This is a genomic window from Streptomyces sp. NBC_01304 (assembly GCF_035975855.1).
Classification (GTDB): Bacteria; Actinomycetota; Actinomycetes; order Streptomycetales; family Streptomycetaceae; genus Streptomyces.
This window is the reverse complement of record NZ_CP109055.1, coordinates 1504889-1522703: the sequence shown is the minus strand read 5'-3', so window position 1 is coordinate 1522703 and position 17815 is coordinate 1504889. Positions and strand designations below refer to the sequence as shown.

Genomic DNA, 17815 nt, shown 5'->3' with positions numbered 1-17815 from the left:
ACGGTCACCGTGCCTCGAACTACGGACGGGGACCTCGCAGACCACGAGCTTCCCTTCCCTTCCGTGCCACCCACCCAGGGCGTCGGCATGCACTGTCCACGGCATCCGGCCGGGCGACGGACACCCGACTGTGCGTTTCTGCTACCGCGTGTCTCGAGCCCTTCCCCCTGGCGGTCGTGGTGCCGGTGGCCAGTTGGGCCGGTGTGCTGGTGGCAGATCCTGGAGGGCCTGGCTCACCGTTCGATGGACAGGAAGCAGGCTGGTGCTGCCCGTCTGCGCCAGGAGTTCACTCAGCCGTCGACCCGCGCCGGCCAGCAGGAGCTTGCCGCCTCGACGTTCAAGGAGCCACCGGATGGCGAGCAAACAGTTCAGCCCCTGCGAGTCGCAGAAGGTCAGAGCCGTGACATCAAGGACCAAGTGACAATGGCCGGCGTCGACACATGCGCCGATGGTGCCCATGAACAACTGCTCGCAGCTCTGGTCGAGTTCGCCGCTGACGCGAAGGACCGCGCACGCCTCGCTACTCGCGACGTCGGTGATGGTCAAGCGGTGGGTCTGCGTGGGCATCACACCTCCATCCTGCCTTCGCCTGCGACCTCGACGCGACAAGTCCCCGCACGACGGCACCTGCTGCGCACTGGGCGAGACAGGCCGCGCCCGCTCTCGCAGCGGTGCCGTGTGCTCACGGTGCCCGACTGCACGGCACTCATATGGAGGAGCCTGCCCCGCATTTCGGTGGGCAGCGGAACAAAATGAGAAACCTCACCACCCTGGAATGCGCCATGGAGCGATGGTCCGACGCCCTGTGGGCGCTGCTGACACCGCCCACCCGCAAGCAGGCAGAGGTCGTGGGGATGCTCCGCCGGGAGTGCGACAACCGCGCCTTGATCCTGGACCGCCGGCGCACCCTGGTACCCAATACCTTCGTCATCGAGCTTCCCCCGGAGTCGCACCGTCAACTCGCGGCCAGCAGTGCCCAGGTGGCACGGCAGCTCGCCACACAGGTGCGCCGGCACGCCGCCGAGCAGGGGTATACCTTCGCCGGTCCCATCTCCGTCCGGCTCACCCCCGTGCACAGCGCAGCCGTCGGCCGCTACCGCATCGGCAGCCGCATCACGCCCGCACAATGCCGAGGTGAACAAGGCGGCCCGCCGCAGGCTCGGACCTGAGCCCCGCCCGGAGCCGGATGCAGGACGGATGCCGAGGGGGGCAAGCGGTCACCTGGCCGAGCCGGGAGCGTGACTTCACCCTGGTCTCTGGCTCGTCGATGCCCGCCACCTCGTACCGCGGCACAGCCCTCAGCCTGGCGGCTCGACTACCTCACGAACGCGCGAAAATCTATGTCGGCCGGAGTAGACATTGGATGGTGGCGTGGTTATGGTTTCTCTCGTAGGTGAGATCCAGAGAGGCCCGACAGACACGAACTGCCGGGCAGCAGAGTGCAGGACGGTTCGGTGGTGGAGTTCCGGAGCCAGGTGTTGCAGGACGGCGACGGGGCTGACGACCGGACCGGGTGGCCCACAGTGATCAGGGGCTGCCACCAGCGGTAGCGCAGTTGCAGTACCCGCAAGTGCAGTTCGCAGTACCAGCAGTACGCAGTCCCTTCGGTAAGTAGTTGATCAAGAGGGAAGAACGGAGGAGCCGAGCGCCATCAGGATCGCCCGGGTGGAAGCCTTGAGCCCGGGTACCGCAGGACATCGATAGTGAGGTGGTCTCCGGTCAAGCAACCGCGATCCCCGCATTCCCCGCCCTCTCCCGGGTGGGCGTGCGGACACAGAAGGCCGACGCAGTTCTAGGGTCGGCAGATGGTGTAGCAGTTCCTTCGGGGCCCTGGTGCCGTACGGCACCAGGGCCCCTCGACGCGTTTCCACAGAGAGGTGCAAATGACAGCAGACGACTCGTTCAACCGGCTCGATGACGACGACTACCCCGCCTACACCATGGGCCGGGCCGCCGAGATGATCGGCACCACGCAGGGCTTCCTGCGCGCCATCGGAGAAGCCCGCCTGATCACCCCGCTGCGCTCCGAGGGCGGACACCGCCGCTACTCCCGCTACCAGCTGCGCATCGCGGCCCGCGCGCGGGAACTCGTCGACCAGGGCACCCCCATCGAGGCCGCCTGCCGCATCATCATCCTCGAAGACCAGCTCGAAGAAGCCCAGCGCATCAACGCCCAATACCGCCGCGCCACCGACTCGACGAATCCGACTTCCCCAGCCTGAGACGCTGGGGCGGAACGCCACAGCATCCCGGGCAATACTGCCCTTCCCGTGCCGGGGGTCCGGGTGGTCGCCGCCCCCCCGGTGGCGCTGCGTGACGCCGTGACGTATGGATCGGCGACGGTTTCCCGTTGCTGTTCGGCCTGCCACCGGGTGCGCCTGCGCAGATACATCGGGGCCATCGGGACTCCCGTCGCGGTCCTTTGGGCGCGGCCTGGCTCAGCGGGCCTGTTTGTGCGTGGTGCGGTCACGGTGGCGGCGCGCCGGGAACCGCCCGCGGCCCCCGTCGCGATGGTCGTGCCGGTCGGCCGGGGCGACCGGCGGGGGAGGCGACGTGCTGCCGTCCTTCGGTTCGGCGGGGGTGCGGCGGTCGGGCAGGGCGCGGCTGTTGGTACGCAAGTCGATCCTTTCGGCGTGCTGCGCGTCGAGACGGTGGTTCACGTACGCGGCGAGTGCGGTGTCCTTGGCGGTCACCGCCCCGCGGCTGTGGCGACGGCGTGGGTGGAGGTCGCACCGCCCTCGTACTCCCATGATTCCTCCGTGTCCTGCAGCCGATCGCCCACGGCGTCGTGGTGGCGCGCGATCTCGGCGGCGACGAGAGCGGTGGCGGTCAGCGGGGGCCCGTCCGGGGCGCAGGCGGCGGTCATGAGCCGGGTGGCGGTCGCGGCGTCCGTCTCGGGCGGGATCACCAGGAGGTCCCAGCGGCCGGCCCTGTAGGAGAGCAACAGCAGCTTGTGCGGGTCGATTTGAGGGGTGAACCAGCCGACCTTCAGTACGCGGTCGCGGACGGTCACCCTACGCGGGACGACGGGCCAGAGCGTCGGATTGACGGCGACGCGGGTGATGCGGCCCCACAGCGGATCGAGCACGTCCGCCAGGGCGGGCAGCTCGCTGGCCAGGTCACGTGAACGGGGCCACCAAGCGCCGTCGAGCAGGCCGTGGCCTGTCGGGGACTTCAGCGCCACACGGGCCACGGAGGGGGGAGGTGAAGGAGGGGTGCGGGTAGACGTGGTGGTCGCGGTCATGATGCGAACCCGTCTCGGGGCGACGCGGCGGCCGTCCCCGATGCCATTGCTCACCGAGGACGAGACCCGCGTGGAAGCCGGAGTGCGAAGTGCCCTTGGTGTCTCCACGGTACTCCTGCGGAGGGGGTCGGTGACGAGCCCGTCGCCACCCGACAGGTCCGGATCGTCAGCTGGTCGGACCCACGGTCGCCATCAGAGCGGTACCGGTGAGGCGTAGGGCGGGATCGGCTGCCGCGGCCATCAGCCGGGCGGCCGCGCCGGCCTTGCTCTGTGGCGGGACGACGAGCAGGTCCCAGCGGACTGTGTCGTGTGAGAAGAGCCGGATGGTGTGCGGGCGGGGCCACCGACCTGTGGCCGCTGGCCCGGCTCTCCTTCGGCGAGAGCCGGCGCAACCTCCATCACGCCGATTTGGAACGCGGCTGGATCGATCTGTCGGCCGTCGTCCGTGTCCTCGAACGCCTCGGGCTGGCAAGCGAAGTGCGTCGGCCGCCCCCGCCCCCGTCGCTGCCCGCCGCATCTGACGCTCTTCCTCAACCACCCGCGAACCACCTATCAACCACCAGTCCGAGCAGGGCAGCGGCAGGAGCCGCACCCCATGACCCTTGCCCCGCACCCCCGCTTTTCTCTCTGCCCCTGCCCCTGCCCCAGCTCCGCCTGCGCCTGGCGCCCCACGCCGGCGGGCCCGGCGCCATCGACGGGGATGGTGGCAGCGCTCGTACGACCTGCTCGCCGAATTCCCAGCCCTGCTCGACGGGTTGCCCCGCATCTGGGGTCACATCGCCAGCGTCTTGCCCATCGGCCAGATGTGGCCGACGACGCCGGGCCGGATGTTCGTCGCCGGCCAGGTCTTCCGTCTGTGCAGGCGCCTGACGGCCACCGGCCGCGCACACCGTCGTCCTCGTCGCCCCGGACACGGGCGCTGGGACCTGCTCGTCGCTCCCGGATTCGACCGGGGAGGCCGCGGTGCCGGTCATGGTGCGTGCGGCGGGTACGGGTGGGAACCGCCGCCGCGTGTGAGAGGGCCGGGATGGCCGAAGTATCGGCATTCCCTGTAGCAGCCCCCCGGCCGGTTCGGATGGCCGCAGATCGCAGGTGCGCGCGTACCGGCCACAACGCGGCGGCTCGCGGTGCGCCTTGGTCGTCGCCGGGCGGTGAGCCGTGGTCCGGAAGGACAACGGGCGGGCGAGTGCGCCAGCAACTGATGTATGAAGAAGGGAAGTTGATACATGTCGGGCCTGAGGGCGGGTAGGTGCCCCCTCTACGTGCCCCACGACCCCGGGTGCGGTCCTGGAGACGGCCGGATCCGCGGCGCCGACACGCGCGGTTCCGGCGCCTCGCCCCTTCGGGCGGTCACCACCAGGGCACTCCCGCGCTCTGGAGCCGCAGGGGACGAGGTAGGCGAGGAGACGCCGATTGGGGAGCGCGTTCTCTCGCCGCAGTGGCCCCTGGCGATGTTCCTCGGATTTCCGTCAGGGGCTGTTCTGCGGCAGGCACGGCACGGAGGGGCGGGTTCGCCCCATGAGAGAGGGTATGCGTTGCGGCCCGCTGCTGACCGACCGCCCCCACCGGACCGGGAGCGGGGCCGCTCGCCGTGGGAAGCTGAGCGGGTCCCCCCGTTGACCCGGTGCCAGGTCGTAGACCGGCTGCTGGAACGCGCGCAGCACATTGGCCCCGGCCGGCAGATAGGTGCGCCCCGCGGCGATCTCCCCGCGCAGGAAGTCGCCCATCGCGGCGATCCGTTCGGCCACGGGCTCCAGTGCCTGCGCCCAGCCGGGTTCGACGATTTCTTTCAACGGTCGTGCGGCCACAGAGGATTGCTCGCTTCACAAGGTGGGTCGGGAATTACGGCGCGTCACTCTACTGGCGTACCGGGGCCCCGGATCAACCGATGGCCGCGGCTCGTACACACAGCACATCCGGCAGATGCGAGGCGAGCTGCTGCCAGCTGTCGCCGTCGTCCGCGCTCGCGTACACCTCGCCGTTCCGGTTCCCGAAGTACACCCCGGCCGGTTCCCCGTGGTCGACGTCGTCCGTGCACAGCGCGTCCCGCAGCACCGTGCCGAAGTGGTCGCCCTCGGGCAGCCCCGCCGACAGCGCCTCCCAGGACCTTCCGGCGTCCGCCGTGCGGTAGACGCGACATCGTCGCCCGGCCGGCACCCGGTCCGAGTCGGCCTCGATCGGGAAGACGTAGGCCGTGTCCCCGCGATGCGGATGGGTCGCCGCGGCGAACCCGAACGTAGAGGGCAGGCCCTCGCCGATGTCTACCCACTTGGCGCCCGCGTCGTCCGACCGGTACACCCCCCAGTGGTTCTGCAGATACAGCCGGTCCGGCTCCACCGAGTCCCGGGCCACCTTGTGCACGCACTGCCCGAACTCCGGGTCCGGATCGGGCAGGAACACCGCGGACACCCCGGAGTTGGACGGCGCCCAGCTCGCCCCGCCGTCCAGCGTCCGGAACACCCCGGCCGTGGACACGGCGACCGTCACCGCGTCCTTGTCCCGCGCGTCGGTGAGGATCGTGTGCATCCCCTCACCGCCGCCGCCCGGCACCCACTTGGAGCGCGTCGGATGCTCCCAGAGGGGACGTACGAGCTCGAAGGTCTCGCCCCGGTCCTCGGAGCGGTACAGCGCCGCGGGCTCCGTGCCCGCCCACACCACGTTCGGCTCGGCCGCGGACGGGTGCAGCTGCCACACCCGCTCCAGCGAAGCCCCGGTGTCCTTGGGGAACTTGACGGCGGCCTTGGCGGGCTCGGTCCAGGTCTCGCCGAGGTCGTCCGAGTGGAAGACCGACGGCCCCCAGTGCGCACTGTCCCCGCCGACCAGGAGCCGGGGTGCGGCGCGCCGGGTGTCGATCGCGATCGAGTACACCGCCTGCGCGTTGAAGTGCGGCCCCGTCAACTCCCAGGTGCCGCCGCGCCTGCGGCCGATGAAGAGTCCTTTGCGGGTGCCTACGGTGAGCAGTACGTCGGCCATGCCGACCACCTCCGGGACGTGTGGTGACTGCGCTGTCCACGCCGGCTGTTCGTGACGCTTTCCACGGCAGTCGTCCACGTGTGATTCAGGACACAGCTCAGTCTGCACCCCGGCACTGACAACGAGCCTCAGAACGCCTCTGACCAGCCATTTTCCGGCTTCTCGCCCACCTGGGAGGCCAGCGCCGCGATGTCCTCCGGCCCCACTCGGCAGCAGCCCCCGACCAGCCGCGCCCCGTCACGCACCCATCCGGCCACCCGGCCTGCGGCGAACGTCCCCGGGCCGCGCCACCTCCGCCGCTCCGCGTCCCACCGCTCCCCGCTGTTGGGGTACACCACCACCGGCTTCCCGGTGATCCGCGCCGCCAGGGCCACCGCGGCGTCCGCGTCCTCGGGCGCACAGCAGTTCACGCCGACTGCGAAGACCTCCTCGGACCCGGCCGCGAGCGCGAACGCCTCCTCCAGCGGCTGCCCGGCCCGGGTCCGCCCGCCGCTCACGCTGTACGACAGCCAGGCGGGTACGCCGAGCCCGCGCACCGCCCGCAGCAGGGCCCGGGCCTCGTCCGTGTCCGGCACCGTCTCCAGGGCCAGCACATCGGGCCCGGCCGCGGCCAGCGCCTCGAGCCGGGGCCGATGGAACCGCTCCAGCTCGGCCACGCCGAGCCCGTACCGCCCCCGGTACTCGGAGCCGTCCGCCAGCATCGCCCCGTACGGACCCGTCGATGCCGCCACCCACAACGGCCGCGCGACCCCCTGGGCCCCTGCCCGCCGAATCGCCTCGCGGCCCGACTCCACGCTCAGGGCGAGCAGTTCGGTGGTCCGCGCGGCAGAGATGCCGTGCCGCGCGAAACCCTCGTACGTCGCCTGGTAGCTCGCCGTGATCGCCACACTCGCGCCCGCCGCGAAGTACGCCAGATGCGCGTCCACGACCGCCTCGGGCCGGTCGGCGAGCAGCCGGGCCGACCAGAGCGCGTCGGACAGGTCGTGCCCGGCGGATTCGAGCTGGTTGGACAGGCCGCCGTCGAGCACGACCGGGCCTGCCGCGACCGCGTCCGGCAAGGAGGGGCCGGGCGGCGGCTGCGGGGCTGAGCTCACACTCGGACCAGTGGTCATAGTCCGACGCTAACCCCGACGCCGTACCGCCGTAGGCTGTGACCATGGCATCCGTACTGATCCTCAACGGCCCCAACCTGAACCTCCTGGGCACCCGCGAACCCGGCATCTACGGCGCGCAGACCCTTAAGGGCGTCGAGGCCCTGTGCCAGGAGACGGCCGCCGAGCTGGGGCTGACCGCGGACTGCCGGCAGTCCAACCACGAGGGGCAGCTGCTCGACTGGATCCACGAGGCCGGCGAGGAACAGCGGGCGGGCCGCCTGATCGGCGCCGTCCTGAACGCGGGCGCCTACACCCACACCTCCGTCGCCCTGCACGACGCGATCAAGGGCACGGGCCTGCGCGTCATCGAGGTGCACATCTCCAACGTGCACGCCCGCGAGCCGTTCCGGCACCACTCCTACCTCTCGCCGGCCGCCGCCGGCATCGTCGTCGGCTTCGGTACGGAGGGCTACCGTCTGGCCGTCCAGGGTCTGCACCGCCTGGCCGCAGCCGAGCAGGCCAAGGCCTGAACGGGCTGCCTCACTCCCGCATCCCCGCGAGCTCCGCAGGCCTGCGCCGCAGTGCGAACGCGGCGGGCACCACCGCGGCGATCACCGCGAGCGCCGCACACGCTCCGGCGACCGCGCCCATCTCCCGCCAGGGCACCAGCAGTGGCGAGGGCACCCGCAGCACCCCGAGCGCGCCCCATATGCCGAGCAGATTGAGCGCGGCGACCGCCGCCCCGAGCAGCGCGCCGACCGCGACCACCGTGGCGGACTCGGCGGCGACCAGGCGCAGCACCTGCCGCGGCGTCGCTCCCGCGAGACGCAGTGCGGCCAGTTCGCGCTTCCGGTCCGATGTGGCCATCACCAGGGTGTTGGCCAGCGCGATGCCCGTGTAGACCAGGGCGATGCCGAGGACGACCAGGTAGCCGAGCCGGGTGTGCTCGTTCGTCGTCGGGTAACCGGCCGCCACCCATTGGTCCTTGGTGAGCACCCGGCCGCCCGACGGTTCGACGGCGGCCCTCAGCCGGTCGGCCACCGCCCTCGCCTGCGCGCCGGGTGCGAGCTTGACGTCGATGCGGTCGACGGGGGCGCCCGCCGCGTTGTGCGGGGTGACGTAGACGCCGTTGTTGCCGGTGCCGGTGCGCAGGACGGCGGCTATCCGCAGCGCGACCTTGGTGCCGTCGGCCCGCCAGATGTCGACGCGCTGCCCGACCCGGTGACGTTCCCACTCCTCGTTGACGATGACGGAGCGGTCGTCCAGGTCGCTCACCTTGCCTGCCGCCAGGGGGAGCCGGGCGACGGCGGCCAGAGCCGCGGGGTCGGCGGAGCGGGCGTCCGACTTGAGCAGAGCGGTGCCCTCCTCCAGGACGAAGACGGAACTCGACCCGGTCGCCGAGGTGACGGCCCCGGGCACCTGGCGCACCCGGTCCACGGTCGCCGTGTCGAACACCGCGTCCCCGGGCTTGGTGAGGACGAAGTCCGCGGCTGTGTGGGCGCGCACCTCGCGGGCCTTCGCCTCGTTCAGGGTCGCGGTCGCCCCGTACAGCGAGCCGGTGAGAGCGACGGTGACCAGCACGGGGGCGGCGATCGCCGCCGTACGCCGGACCGCCGCGGCCGCGTTCTCCCGTACGAGCATGCCGACCGCGCCCGGCAACCGGGCCGGCAGCCAGCCGAGGAGCCGCGTCAACGGCCGTACCAGGACGGGCGAGAGCAGTGCGAACGCGGTGATCAGCAGCATCGGCCGGCTCGTGTACGCCTTGCGGCCGAGCAGCTCGCCCGGATTGTCCAGCAGCGCGAACACGAGCAGCCCCAGGCCGGTCAGCAGCAGTGCGCCGCCACATGTCCAGCGCCCCGCGGTCATCGCCTTGTGGTCGACCGCCGCCTCGCGCAGCGCCTCCGTCGGCCCGACCCGCCCGGCCCGCCGCGACGCGGCGACGACACCGGCGAGCGCCACGCCGAGCCCCGTCCAGAACGCCAGGTGATACGGCCACGCGTGGTCGCCGATCGCGAACCAGCGCGGCGCCACACCGCCGTCCACCATCCAGCCGGCGAGCAGCGGAGCTCCGAACCGGCCGAGCGCACAGCCCGCCGCCGACGCGAGCACCGCGACCAGCAGGGCCTCCGACAGCACCATGCGGCGAATCTGCCGAGGTGTCGCCCCGGCCGTACGCAGCAGCCCCAACTCCCGCCTGCGCTGCGCCACGGCGAACGCGAACGTGGACGCGACCACGAACACCGACACGAACCCGGTGACCCCGGCCGCCGTCCCGAGCAGCGCGTTCACCGCGACAAGCGCCTCTTTGTCGCGCTCCGGATCGGCGTCGGCGAGATGCCGCGCACTGCCGGTGAGGACCTGGGCGGGTACGTCCCCGAGGTGCTTGCGCACTGTCTTGGGGTGCGCGTCCACGACCAGGGCGTCGACGCGCGGCGAAATCTGTGCGGCGCGCGCGTCGGTGAAGAACATGGCGTCCTCGAAGCCCCGGTCGGGTGCCGTGCCGACCACCGTCACCGGGCCCCGGTCGGTCTTCAGCCGGTCGCCGGTCCGGGCCCAATCCCCGGTCACCAGAACTTCGTTGTACGCGGCCGGGGCGCGCCCCGCGCCGATCTCGTACGGTGCGTACGCCGCGGTGGACCAGGGGTGGCCCACCAGGGCGGCGGGCCCGCCGGGGGCGCGTACCGCAAAGGACCGGTCCGGCACGGCCCTGCCGGGCGCGGAGAGTTTCCTCACCAACTCCTGCGGGAGCGGGCGAGGTTGATCCAGCTGCTTGGTCTTCTCGCCGTGCCGGATGGGCACGCGCAGGGTGTCAGTGCCGCGGACCACCAAGGGCGCGGCCGCGAAGCGTTCGGGCCGCTGCTCCGGTGCGTCCAGGGTCGAGGCGAGGCCCAGGCCCATGGTGGCGATGAGGCCGACGCCCAGGGCGAGGGCGACGAACGTCCCGACGAACGTGATCCAGCGGGTGCGCAGCGTGCGCAGGGCGATGCTCAGCACGGGGCGGCCTCCAGTCGCGTCATGCGCGCGGCCACCGATTCGGCGGTGGGCGCGGCCAGTTCGCCCGAGACCCGGCCGTCCACGAGGAACAGGACACGGTCCGCGTACGAGGCGGCCACCGGGTCGTGGGTGACCATGACGACGGTCTGGCCCTCCTGGTCCACCATGCGGCGCAACATCGCCAGGACCTCGCGGCCGGTCCCCGAGTCGAGGGCGCCGGTCGGCTCGTCGGCGAACAGCACGTCGGGCCGGGTGATCAGCGCGCGGGCGAGGGCGACGCGCTGCTGCTGACCGCCGGAGAGCTCGCTCGGCCGGTGCCGGGCGCGCTCCGCGAGCCCGACCCGCTCGAGCACCTCGCGGACCTGCGCCCGCGCGGGACGGCGGCGGGCGAGTCGCAGCGGCAGCGCCACGTTCTGCTCCGCGGTGAGCGAGGGGAGCAGGTTGAACGCCTGGAAGACGAACCCGATGCGGTCCCGGCGCAGCAGCGTCAGGCGGGTCTCGCTCAGCCCCGTCAGCTCGGTGCCGCCCACGGTCACCGTCCCCGAGGTCGGCCGGTCCAGGCCGGCCGCGCACTGCAGCAGCGTCGACTTGCCCGAGCCGGAAGGACCCATGACGGCGGTGAACGAGGCACGGGGGAACGCGAGCGACACGCCGTCGAGCGCGTTGACGGCACCGTCGCCGCTGCCGAAGACGCGGCTGACCGAGCGCAGACTTATCGCGTCGACGGGCGTGGTGGCGGGCGCTTCGACCGGGGCGTCCGTCGGGGCAGGGTGGGCGTGGTGCGGGGCTGTGGCATCAGCCCTGCGGAAGATTCGCCGGGCCCGGCGCGCGCGAAGTGCGCCGAGGTGGGCGGATCCCGCCCGCGAGGCGCCCCCATGGGCCCGGGCGGAGTCGGCACCCCCGGGTTGTCTTTCGCGGCCTTCGGGGCCAGTGCCCCGGCCTGGCCCGATCTGCTGCGCCGGGCTCGGGTGGGCCGCCGTGCCGGCCTCGCCGGCCGGGCTCCCGGCCGAGGTCCCGATCGAGCTCCCGGGGGAGCCCCCGGCGGCCCCGTCGGTCGCTCCGCCGAGGGCTGCCCGAGCCGTCCCGTCCCGTGATGTGTTGCGGCCCCCGCGAGGAAAAGCGCCGGTGGATTCCGTGGCCGTGGCGGTGGATTTCGTCATGCCCCAACTCCACCGTCCGACAGCGCCCCGCACATCAGTGCCCGGGCGAGTCCTGGGGGTAGTGCCAGCACTACCCCCAGCCCTAGCCCTGGCGCGATGGCCGCAGGTCAGCCGTGCCTTCTACGGTGGTCGCATGCGTCCGACGAATGTGTGGCAGGCCCTCGCGGCACGCGGGTTCCTGCGCTCCGGCTGGCCCTGGCGGTCGGCCGGCTATCTGCTCACCGGGATTCCGCTCGGTATCGCGGTCCTGGTGGGCCTGCTTGCCGCCCTTGTCACGGGCGGTGTGCTGAGCCTCGTGCTGATCGGGCTGCCCCTGCTCGCCCTGACCGCGCTCGGCGGCCTGCCGGTGGCGCTGGTCGAGCGGCGACGGCTGAGGCTGGTCGACGACGCGCCGGCCGCGGACCCGCACCGGGCCCCCGCCGAGCCGGGCCTGCGCGCCTGGGCCCGGCTCCGCTTCACCGAGCAGGCCACCTGGCGCGAGCTCGGCTACACCGTGCTGTTCGCGCTCGTGCTCTGGCCGTTGGACGCCCTGCTCGTCGCCGTACTGCTCGGCGCGCCCCTGACGATGGCCGCCGCACCCGCGCTCATGGCCACCGTCGGCCACGGCGAAGAGGTGAAGATCCTCAAGACCTGGACGCTCACCAGCTACCCCGCCGCATGGGCGATCGCGGTTCTCGGTCTCGTCCTGTTCGGCGTCGGCGTCTACGCCCTCACGGTTGCCGCAGGGGCCCGGGCCGCCCTGACCCGGCTCCTCATCGCCCCCGTGGACCCGGGACTGGGGGAGCGGGTCACCCAACTCGCGCGCTCCCGCGTCCGGTTGGTGGACGCCTTCGAGGCCGAGCGCCGCCGCATCGAGCGCGACCTGCACGACGGCGCCCAGCAGCGCCTCGTCGCCCTCAGCATGGCCCTCGGCCTCGCCCGCCTCGACGCCCCGCCGGGCCCGCTCGCCGACCAGCTCACCAAGGCGCACGAGCAGGCCCAGGCGGCACTCGACGAGATACGCGAGCTGATCCACGGCATCCACCCCCAAGTCCTCGCGGACTACGGCCTGGAGGCAGCGGTCGCCGACGCCGCCGACCGTTCTCCCGTCCCGGTCGACGTCACCGCCGACCTGCCGGGCCGGCTGCCGCAACCGGTGGAGAGCGCCGCCTACTTCGTCGTCTGCGAAGCCCTCGCCAACATCGCCAAGCACAGCGGCGCCGAGCGCGCCGAAGTACGCATGGGACACCGGGACGGACAGCTGACGATGGAGATCAGCGACGACGGCACCGGGGGTGCCGACGCGCGCGACGGCACCGGCCTGACCGGGCTCGGCGACCGGGTGTCGGTCCTGGATGGCAGACTCTCCCTGTCCAGCCCGGTGGGCGGGCCGACCGTGCTGGCCGTGGAGATTCCCGTGGAGATCCCTTGCGAGTGGACCGAACGCTGCGCGTAGTGCTGGCCGAGGACAGCGTGCTGCTCCGCGAGGGCCTGGTCGGACTCCTCGAGCGCTTCGGGCACGAGGTGGTCGCCGCGGTCGGCGACGCGGACGCCCTCACCACCGCCGTACGCGCACACACCCCGGACATCCTCCTCACCGACGTCCGCATGCCCCCGGGCTTCCAGGACGAGGGCCTGCGGGCCGCGGTCGAGCTCCGCGCGCAGCGCCCCGGCCTGCCCGTGCTCGTCCTCAGCCAGTACGTACAGCGCGCGTACGCCGCCGAACTCCTCGACTCCGGCGACGGATCGGGCGTCGGCTACCTCCTCAAGGACCGCGTCGGCCAGGTCGAGGAGTTCCTCGACGCGCTGCGGGACGTCGCCGACGGCGGCACTGTCGTCGACCCCGAAGTGGTACGCCAACTCCTGCGCAGACGGCGCGATCCGCTGGCCGCGCTCACCCCGCGCGAACGCGAAGTCCTCGCTCTCATCGCGCAGGGCAAGTCGAACGGCGCGATCGCCCGCGAGCTCGTGGTGTCCGACGCCGCGGTGGGCAAGCACATCAGCAGCATCTTCGCCAAGCTCGACCTGCCGCCCGCCGACGAGACGCACCGCCGCGTACTGGCCGTACTCGCCTTCCTGCGCAGCTGATCCCGGCCCGCGAATCCGCGCAGCTGAGACCGTCCGCGCGGAACCACGGGAAGGGCCCGGGGCGTTCTCCCTGCGGAGGTGTTCGGCAAGGACACACAGCGACGAGGGGGACGGGTTCATGGCCACAGGGACCGTACGCATCGACGGGGACGGCCTGACGCTGCCCGGAGGCGTGCACATCCAGTTCATCCGCACCCTTCGGCTGCCGGAGAAGGGAACACATGCCCTGCCGCCGGGGCTCGGCCGCTTCCCGCTGCGCCGGGTCGAGGACTACCCCGACACCGTGCCGCCCGAGTGGCTGGCCCGCGGCGGGGTCATGCTCCCCGTGTATCTGCGCGAGGCCATGTGGCTGCGGTTCTCCGCTGGCGAGCCCGCCGCACTCCAGGTCGGCGTCGGCAAGGTGTGCGCGGTGTCCGGAAAGCCCTGGAGCGACCGGCTGGTCAAGAAGCCGCAGAACTATGTGGTGCTGCCGAGGCAGCCCTGGCTGGACGGCATCAACTCCGGTGACGGCACGGTCCGTCAGTTCGTCGCCGTCCCGCTCGGACTCGGTGCGACGGTCGAGGGCCAGGTCACCGGTGAGGAGCACTGGGGCGGCGTACAGCTGCAGTCACGTCCGCTGAACGACGAAGTCCTCGCGCGCCTGCGCGAGGAGCAGCGGCGCCAGGCCGCCGAGCGGATCGACTGGATGTCCGCCGACGGGCCGGCAGGTGGCGGATACGGGGCGGCAGGTGGCGGATACGGGGCGGCGATGCCCATGTCCGCACCCCCGGCGCCCGGGGGCGTGCCGGCGCCCGCGCGGTTCAAGGCCCGAGCGGGCGGGCCGGCCAAGCCCGCCGCCATGGGCCTCGGCGTCGGCGGCACCATGCGCCAGGAGGTCTACAAGGACGACCGGCCCCTCACGGACTGGGCGACGGAGGCGGCCGGCCGGGTCTTCGTCCACCTCGTGACGCCGCCGGAGTGGCGGCGGATCACGGGAGAACCGGCGCCCGCGTCCCCGGTCGACCGGGCCGCGTACACCCGGGCGGGACTGCCGTGGTTCGACTACTACGACGCGGACTCCGAGGACCTGGCCCCCACGGACACCCTGGAGGGCGTGAAGCCGGTCGGCGACTGGCTGGGCGACGACCACGAGCCGTGGCAGCAGCCGTCACCGGGCCAGACCAAACCGCTCAAGGACGCACCGGAGCCGGGAAATCCGGTGGCCGACGGCGATTGGTGACATCACCAACCCAGGACACCACCAACCCCGGACACCACCAACCCCGGGCAGCACCAGGCGCGGCAGCGCAGAGCAAGCAGGAGGAAAGAACCGCATGGACGTCGAAGCACTCCGCCGCGACACCCCGGGTTGCGCCCACCGCACCCACCTCAACAGCGCCGGAGCGGGCCTCCTTTCACGGCAGACCCTGCAGGCGATGACCGGCCATCTGGAGCTCGAGGCCACCATCGGTGGCTACGAGGCCGCCGCCCGGGAGCGGGCGCGATTCGAGGAGACGTACGACCTGATCGGCCGTCTCGTCGGCGGCCGGGCCGACGAGGTGGCGCTGTTCGACAACTCCACGCACGCCTGGAACGCCGCGTTCTACTCGCTGGACCTCCAGCCCGGCGACCGCATCCTGACCGGCCGCAACGAGTACGGCAGTGCCGTACTCGCCTACCTCCAGATCGCCAGGCGCACCGGTGCCGAGGTCGTCGTGGTGCCGAACGACGCCTCCGGGCAGATCGACACCGCCGCCCTCGCCGAGATGATCGACGAGCGCACCAAGCTGGTCGGGATCACCCATGTCCCGACCAGCGGCGGCCTGGTCAACCCGGCCGCCGAGATCGGCCGGATCACCCGGGCCGCGGGCGTGCCGTATCTCCTGGACGCCACCCAGTCGGTGGGCCAGTTCCCCGTCGACGTGGCGGAGATCGGCTGCGACATGCTCACCGCCACCAGCCGCAAGTTCCTGCGCGGCCCGCGCGGCCTGGGCTTCCTGTGGGTGCGTACGGACTTCCTGGACCGGCTCGACCCCTTCGTCGTCGAGATCGAGGCCGCCACCTGGGACGGCGCGCGCGGCTTCACCTGGCAGGAGGGGGCGCGGCGGTTCGCCACCTGGGAGATGAGCGGCGCCAACGTGCTCGGCCTGAACGAGGCGGTGCGCCAGGCGCTCGACCTGGGCCTGGACGAGATCGGGAAGCGGGCCGTCCGGCTCGGCGGCCGGCTGCGCGACGGGCTCGACGGGATCACCGGGGTCGGCACGTACGACCTGGGCCGCGACAAGTGCGCGATCGTGACCGCGAAGGTCGAGGGTGTGCCGACGGAGGAGGTGGCCGCGGCCCTCGCCCAGCACGACATCAACGTCTCGACGACCTCGCCCGAGCACACCCAGTTCGACGCCGAGGACCGCGGCGGCGTACACCCGCTGGTGCGTCTGTCGCCGCACTACTACAACACCGAGGCCGAGGTGGACCGGGCCCTGGAGGTGTTCGCCGAGGTGGCACGCAAGGCCGGGCACTGAACCGGCTGGGCCTTGAACAGGCCCGGGCAGGGCCCTGAATCAGGCCCGGCCCCGAAGAACTACACGTCGTGCCGCAGCGGCGTCAGCTGTTCGATGTCGTACCGCGCCCGCAGCTCGGCGATCGCCGCATGGTCGACGGCGCCGGGCGCGGGCGGCGAGTCGAGGAGGGCCAGCAACTCCTCGAAGTACCGCTCGTGATCGGGCGGCGGCGAGGCCTGGAAGAACATCTTCGCGGGCTTGCCGGAGCGGTTGGCGAACGCGTGCGGACAGCCCGGCGGCACCACGATCACGGTGCCCGGCGTGGCCCGCACGGTGCGCCGGCCGGAGGGCGACTCCCAGTGCTCCCAGCTGTCGCTCGTCCGCACCCGGGGCTCGAAGGCCAGTACGTCGAGCTCGCCCTCGAGGACGTAGAACAACTCCTCGCTGCGCGTGTGCACATGGGCCCCCACGTCGAACCCGGGCGGCACCACCACCTCGAAGCTGGACGCCGCCCGGGAGTGCTCACCGGTGACCTTGAAGGTGACCTCCTGGGCGGGCGTGCGCAGCGTACGGCCGTGTCCGCTCGGCACCAGGAGGCCGTCGGGCCGCGACAGGGGAGGGGGAGCGGCCGTCACCAGGTCACCGGCAATCCCTCGGGACCGCGGATCAACGCGCCCGGGCGCCAGCGCAGTTCCGCCTCGGGCACCGCGAAGCGCAGGCCGGGGAACCGGTCGACGAGCGCGTCGAGCAACAGCTCCTGTTCGAGGCGGGCGAGCATGCCGCCCACGCAGTAGTGCGGCCCGTGCCCGAACGCCACATGCGGATTGGGGCTGCGCTCGAAGTCGACGGTGTCCGGGTCGGGGAAGACGTCCGGATCGCGGTTGGCCGCCAGATACGAGACGTACACGGCGTCGCCCGCCGGGATCGTGATGTCCCCGACCGTCACGTCCTCCCTCGCGATCCGCGAAAGGCCGACGGAGCTCCGGTGCGGGATGAAGCGCAGCAGCTCGTCGAGGGCGGAGGGCCGCAACTCGGGCTCGGCGCGCAGCCGCTGAAGCAGATGCGGCTGCGTGAGCAGGATGTACACCATGTTCCCGGTGTTGTTGGTGACCGCTTCGCCGCCGATCTGGATGAGCAGCGCCAGGCCCACCGCCTCCGACTCGCTGACCTCGCCGCTGTGCACCGCGGCCGCGAGCAGCCCCACCACGTCCTCGCCGCCGTCGGCGCCGCGCTCGCGCAGCCGCTCGGCGAAGTACCCGCACATCGCGCCCTTGGCCTGCTCACTGAGCTCCCGGCCCTCGGACGAGGACAGGATGCGCGTCGTCCACTCGTGCAGCTGCGGCCGGTCGGTCTCCGGCACGCCCATCAGCTCGCAGACCACGGCCAGCGGGAAGGGCGCGAGCAGGCGCTCGGTCAGATCGGCGGGCGGCCCGTCCTGCAGAGCTGCGTCCACGAGCTCGTCGAGCATCTCCTGCGCGCGGGTCCGCAGCCGCTCGACCCCCCGGCTGGTGAACGCGGGCGCGACCGCCCGGCGCATCCGCGTGTGGTCGGGCGGATCCTGCATCCCGACCGCTTCCTTGCTGGGGATGAAGTGCGGGGCGAGCCGGGTGACATCGCGCTCCATCACGGCGGCGCGGCTGAACCGCGGATCGTTCGTCACCGCGCGTACGTCGCCGTGACGGGAGACGAGCCAGGCCCAGCCCTCTCCGTGCGGCAGCCGGATCCGGGTCACCGGGCCCTCGCGCATCAGCTCGGCGAGGACCGGGTCGAAGTCGACGCCGCGCAGCTCCATGGCGGGCCAGT

General features: G+C 72.3%; 18 protein-coding genes and 1 pseudogene. 8 read left to right on the top strand and 11 right to left on the bottom strand.

Annotated features, from left to right (window positions below):
• Positions 1–141 precede the first annotated feature (141 nt).
• Positions 142–567, bottom strand: coding sequence for an STAS domain-containing protein (locus tag OG430_RS06705; RefSeq protein WP_327351492.1), 426 nt, complete (start codon positions 565–567; stop codon positions 142–144).
• Between the two features lie 185 nt (positions 568–752).
• Between OG430_RS06705 and OG430_RS06700 the strand changes: the two genes are divergently transcribed.
• Both OG430_RS06700 and OG430_RS06695 read left to right on the top strand, forming a co-directional pair.
• Entirely contained in the window at positions 753–1169 is a 417-nt protein-coding gene (locus tag OG430_RS06700; RefSeq protein WP_327351491.1) for a DUF3662 domain-containing protein, read from the top strand.
• A 714-nt stretch (positions 1170–1883) separates the two neighbouring features.
• Positions 1884–2222: a MerR family transcriptional regulator gene (locus OG430_RS06695; protein ID WP_327351490.1), complete on the top strand. Its 339-nt coding sequence runs from the start codon at positions 1884–1886 to the stop codon at positions 2220–2222.
• A 216-nt stretch (positions 2223–2438) separates the two neighbouring features.
• Here the strand turns inward: OG430_RS06695 and OG430_RS06690 are convergent, their stop codons facing one another.
• The 3 genes from OG430_RS06690 to OG430_RS06680 form a co-directional block, all read right to left on the bottom strand.
• Positions 2439–2693 carry a hypothetical protein gene (locus tag OG430_RS06690; protein WP_327351489.1) on the bottom strand — a complete coding sequence of 85 codons (255 nt, stop codon included), beginning with the start codon at positions 2691–2693 and terminating at the stop codon, positions 2439–2441.
• Complete coding sequence (locus OG430_RS06685) at positions 2690–3184, bottom strand: DUF5994 family protein (protein WP_327351488.1); 495 nt, start codon at positions 3182–3184, stop codon at positions 2690–2692. Before OG430_RS06685 ends, OG430_RS06690 begins: the two co-directional genes overlap by 4 nt.
• A 226-nt stretch (positions 3185–3410) precedes the next feature.
• Positions 3411–3761 (bottom strand): DUF5994 family protein, encoded by a 351-nt coding sequence (locus OG430_RS06680; protein ID WP_327358978.1) that lies wholly within the window; start codon positions 3759–3761, stop codon positions 3411–3413.
• Positions 3762–3846: 85 nt separating this feature from the next.
• On the opposite strand from OG430_RS06680, the gene OG430_RS06675 reads away from it, so the two are divergent.
• The gene (locus OG430_RS06675; RefSeq protein WP_327351487.1) at positions 3847–4299 is read left to right on the top strand and encodes a DUF5994 family protein; all 453 of its coding nucleotides are present in this window, start codon (positions 3847–3849) and stop codon (positions 4297–4299) included.
• A 519-nt stretch (positions 4300–4818) separates the two neighbouring features.
• Here the strand turns inward: OG430_RS06675 and OG430_RS06670 are convergent.
• From OG430_RS06670 to mmuM, 3 genes and pseudogenes are all read right to left on the bottom strand, one after another.
• Positions 4819–5052: pseudogene (locus tag OG430_RS06670) on the bottom strand (uracil-DNA glycosylase); the annotation flags it as partial.
• 73 nt (positions 5053–5125) lie between these two features.
• On the bottom strand, positions 5126–6217 hold the full coding sequence (locus tag OG430_RS06665) for a WD40/YVTN/BNR-like repeat-containing protein (protein WP_327351486.1): 1092 nt from the start codon (positions 6215–6217) through the stop codon (positions 5126–5128).
• Positions 6218–6345: 128 nt separating this feature from the next.
• On the bottom strand, positions 6346–7329 hold the full coding sequence (gene mmuM, locus OG430_RS06660; protein ID WP_327351485.1) for a homocysteine S-methyltransferase: 984 nt from the start codon (positions 7327–7329) through the stop codon (positions 6346–6348).
• A 44-nt stretch (positions 7330–7373) separates the two neighbouring features.
• Between mmuM and aroQ the strand changes: the two genes are divergently transcribed.
• A complete protein-coding gene (gene aroQ / locus OG430_RS06655; protein WP_327351484.1) occupies positions 7374–7841 on the top strand; it encodes a type II 3-dehydroquinate dehydratase in 468 nt (155 codons plus the stop codon).
• A gap of 10 nt (positions 7842–7851) precedes the next feature.
• On the opposite strand, the gene OG430_RS06650 is transcribed toward aroQ, so the two are convergent.
• Positions 7852–10305, bottom strand: coding sequence for an ABC transporter permease (locus tag OG430_RS06650; protein WP_327351483.1), 2454 nt, complete (start codon positions 10303–10305; stop codon positions 7852–7854).
• Complete coding sequence (locus tag OG430_RS06645) at positions 10299–11021, bottom strand: ABC transporter ATP-binding protein (protein ID WP_327358977.1); 723 nt, start codon at positions 11019–11021, stop codon at positions 10299–10301. The genes OG430_RS06650 and OG430_RS06645 overlap by 7 nt, the downstream gene beginning before the upstream one ends.
• A gap of 577 nt (positions 11022–11598) precedes the next feature.
• On the opposite strand from OG430_RS06645, the gene OG430_RS06640 reads away from it, so the two are divergent.
• The 4 genes from OG430_RS06640 to OG430_RS06625 all read left to right on the top strand — a co-directional run bounded on the left by OG430_RS06640 (position 11599) and on the right by OG430_RS06625 (position 16033).
• Positions 11599–12900: a sensor histidine kinase gene (locus OG430_RS06640; protein ID WP_327351482.1), complete on the top strand. Its 1302-nt coding sequence runs from the start codon at positions 11599–11601 to the stop codon at positions 12898–12900.
• Positions 12873–13532: a response regulator transcription factor gene (locus tag OG430_RS06635; protein WP_327351481.1), complete on the top strand. Its 660-nt coding sequence runs from the start codon at positions 12873–12875 to the stop codon at positions 13530–13532. Before OG430_RS06640 ends, OG430_RS06635 begins: the two co-directional genes overlap by 28 nt.
• A 118-nt stretch (positions 13533–13650) precedes the next feature.
• A complete protein-coding gene (locus OG430_RS06630) occupies positions 13651–14751 on the top strand; it encodes a hypothetical protein (RefSeq protein ID WP_327351480.1) in 1101 nt (366 codons plus the stop codon).
• A gap of 94 nt (positions 14752–14845) precedes the next feature.
• A complete protein-coding gene (locus tag OG430_RS06625) occupies positions 14846–16033 on the top strand; it encodes an aminotransferase class V-fold PLP-dependent enzyme (RefSeq protein WP_327351479.1) in 1188 nt (395 codons plus the stop codon).
• Positions 16034–16092: 59 nt separating this feature from the next.
• Here OG430_RS06625 and OG430_RS06620 read toward each other — a convergent pair whose 3' ends face one another.
• Complete coding sequence (locus tag OG430_RS06620; protein ID WP_442816440.1) at positions 16093–16647, bottom strand: cupin domain-containing protein; 555 nt, start codon at positions 16645–16647, stop codon at positions 16093–16095.
• Positions 16644–17804: a cytochrome P450 gene (locus tag OG430_RS06615; RefSeq protein WP_327358975.1), complete on the bottom strand. Its 1161-nt coding sequence runs from the start codon at positions 17802–17804 to the stop codon at positions 16644–16646. Before OG430_RS06615 ends, OG430_RS06620 begins: the two co-directional genes overlap by 4 nt.
• Positions 17805–17815 lie beyond the last annotated feature (11 nt).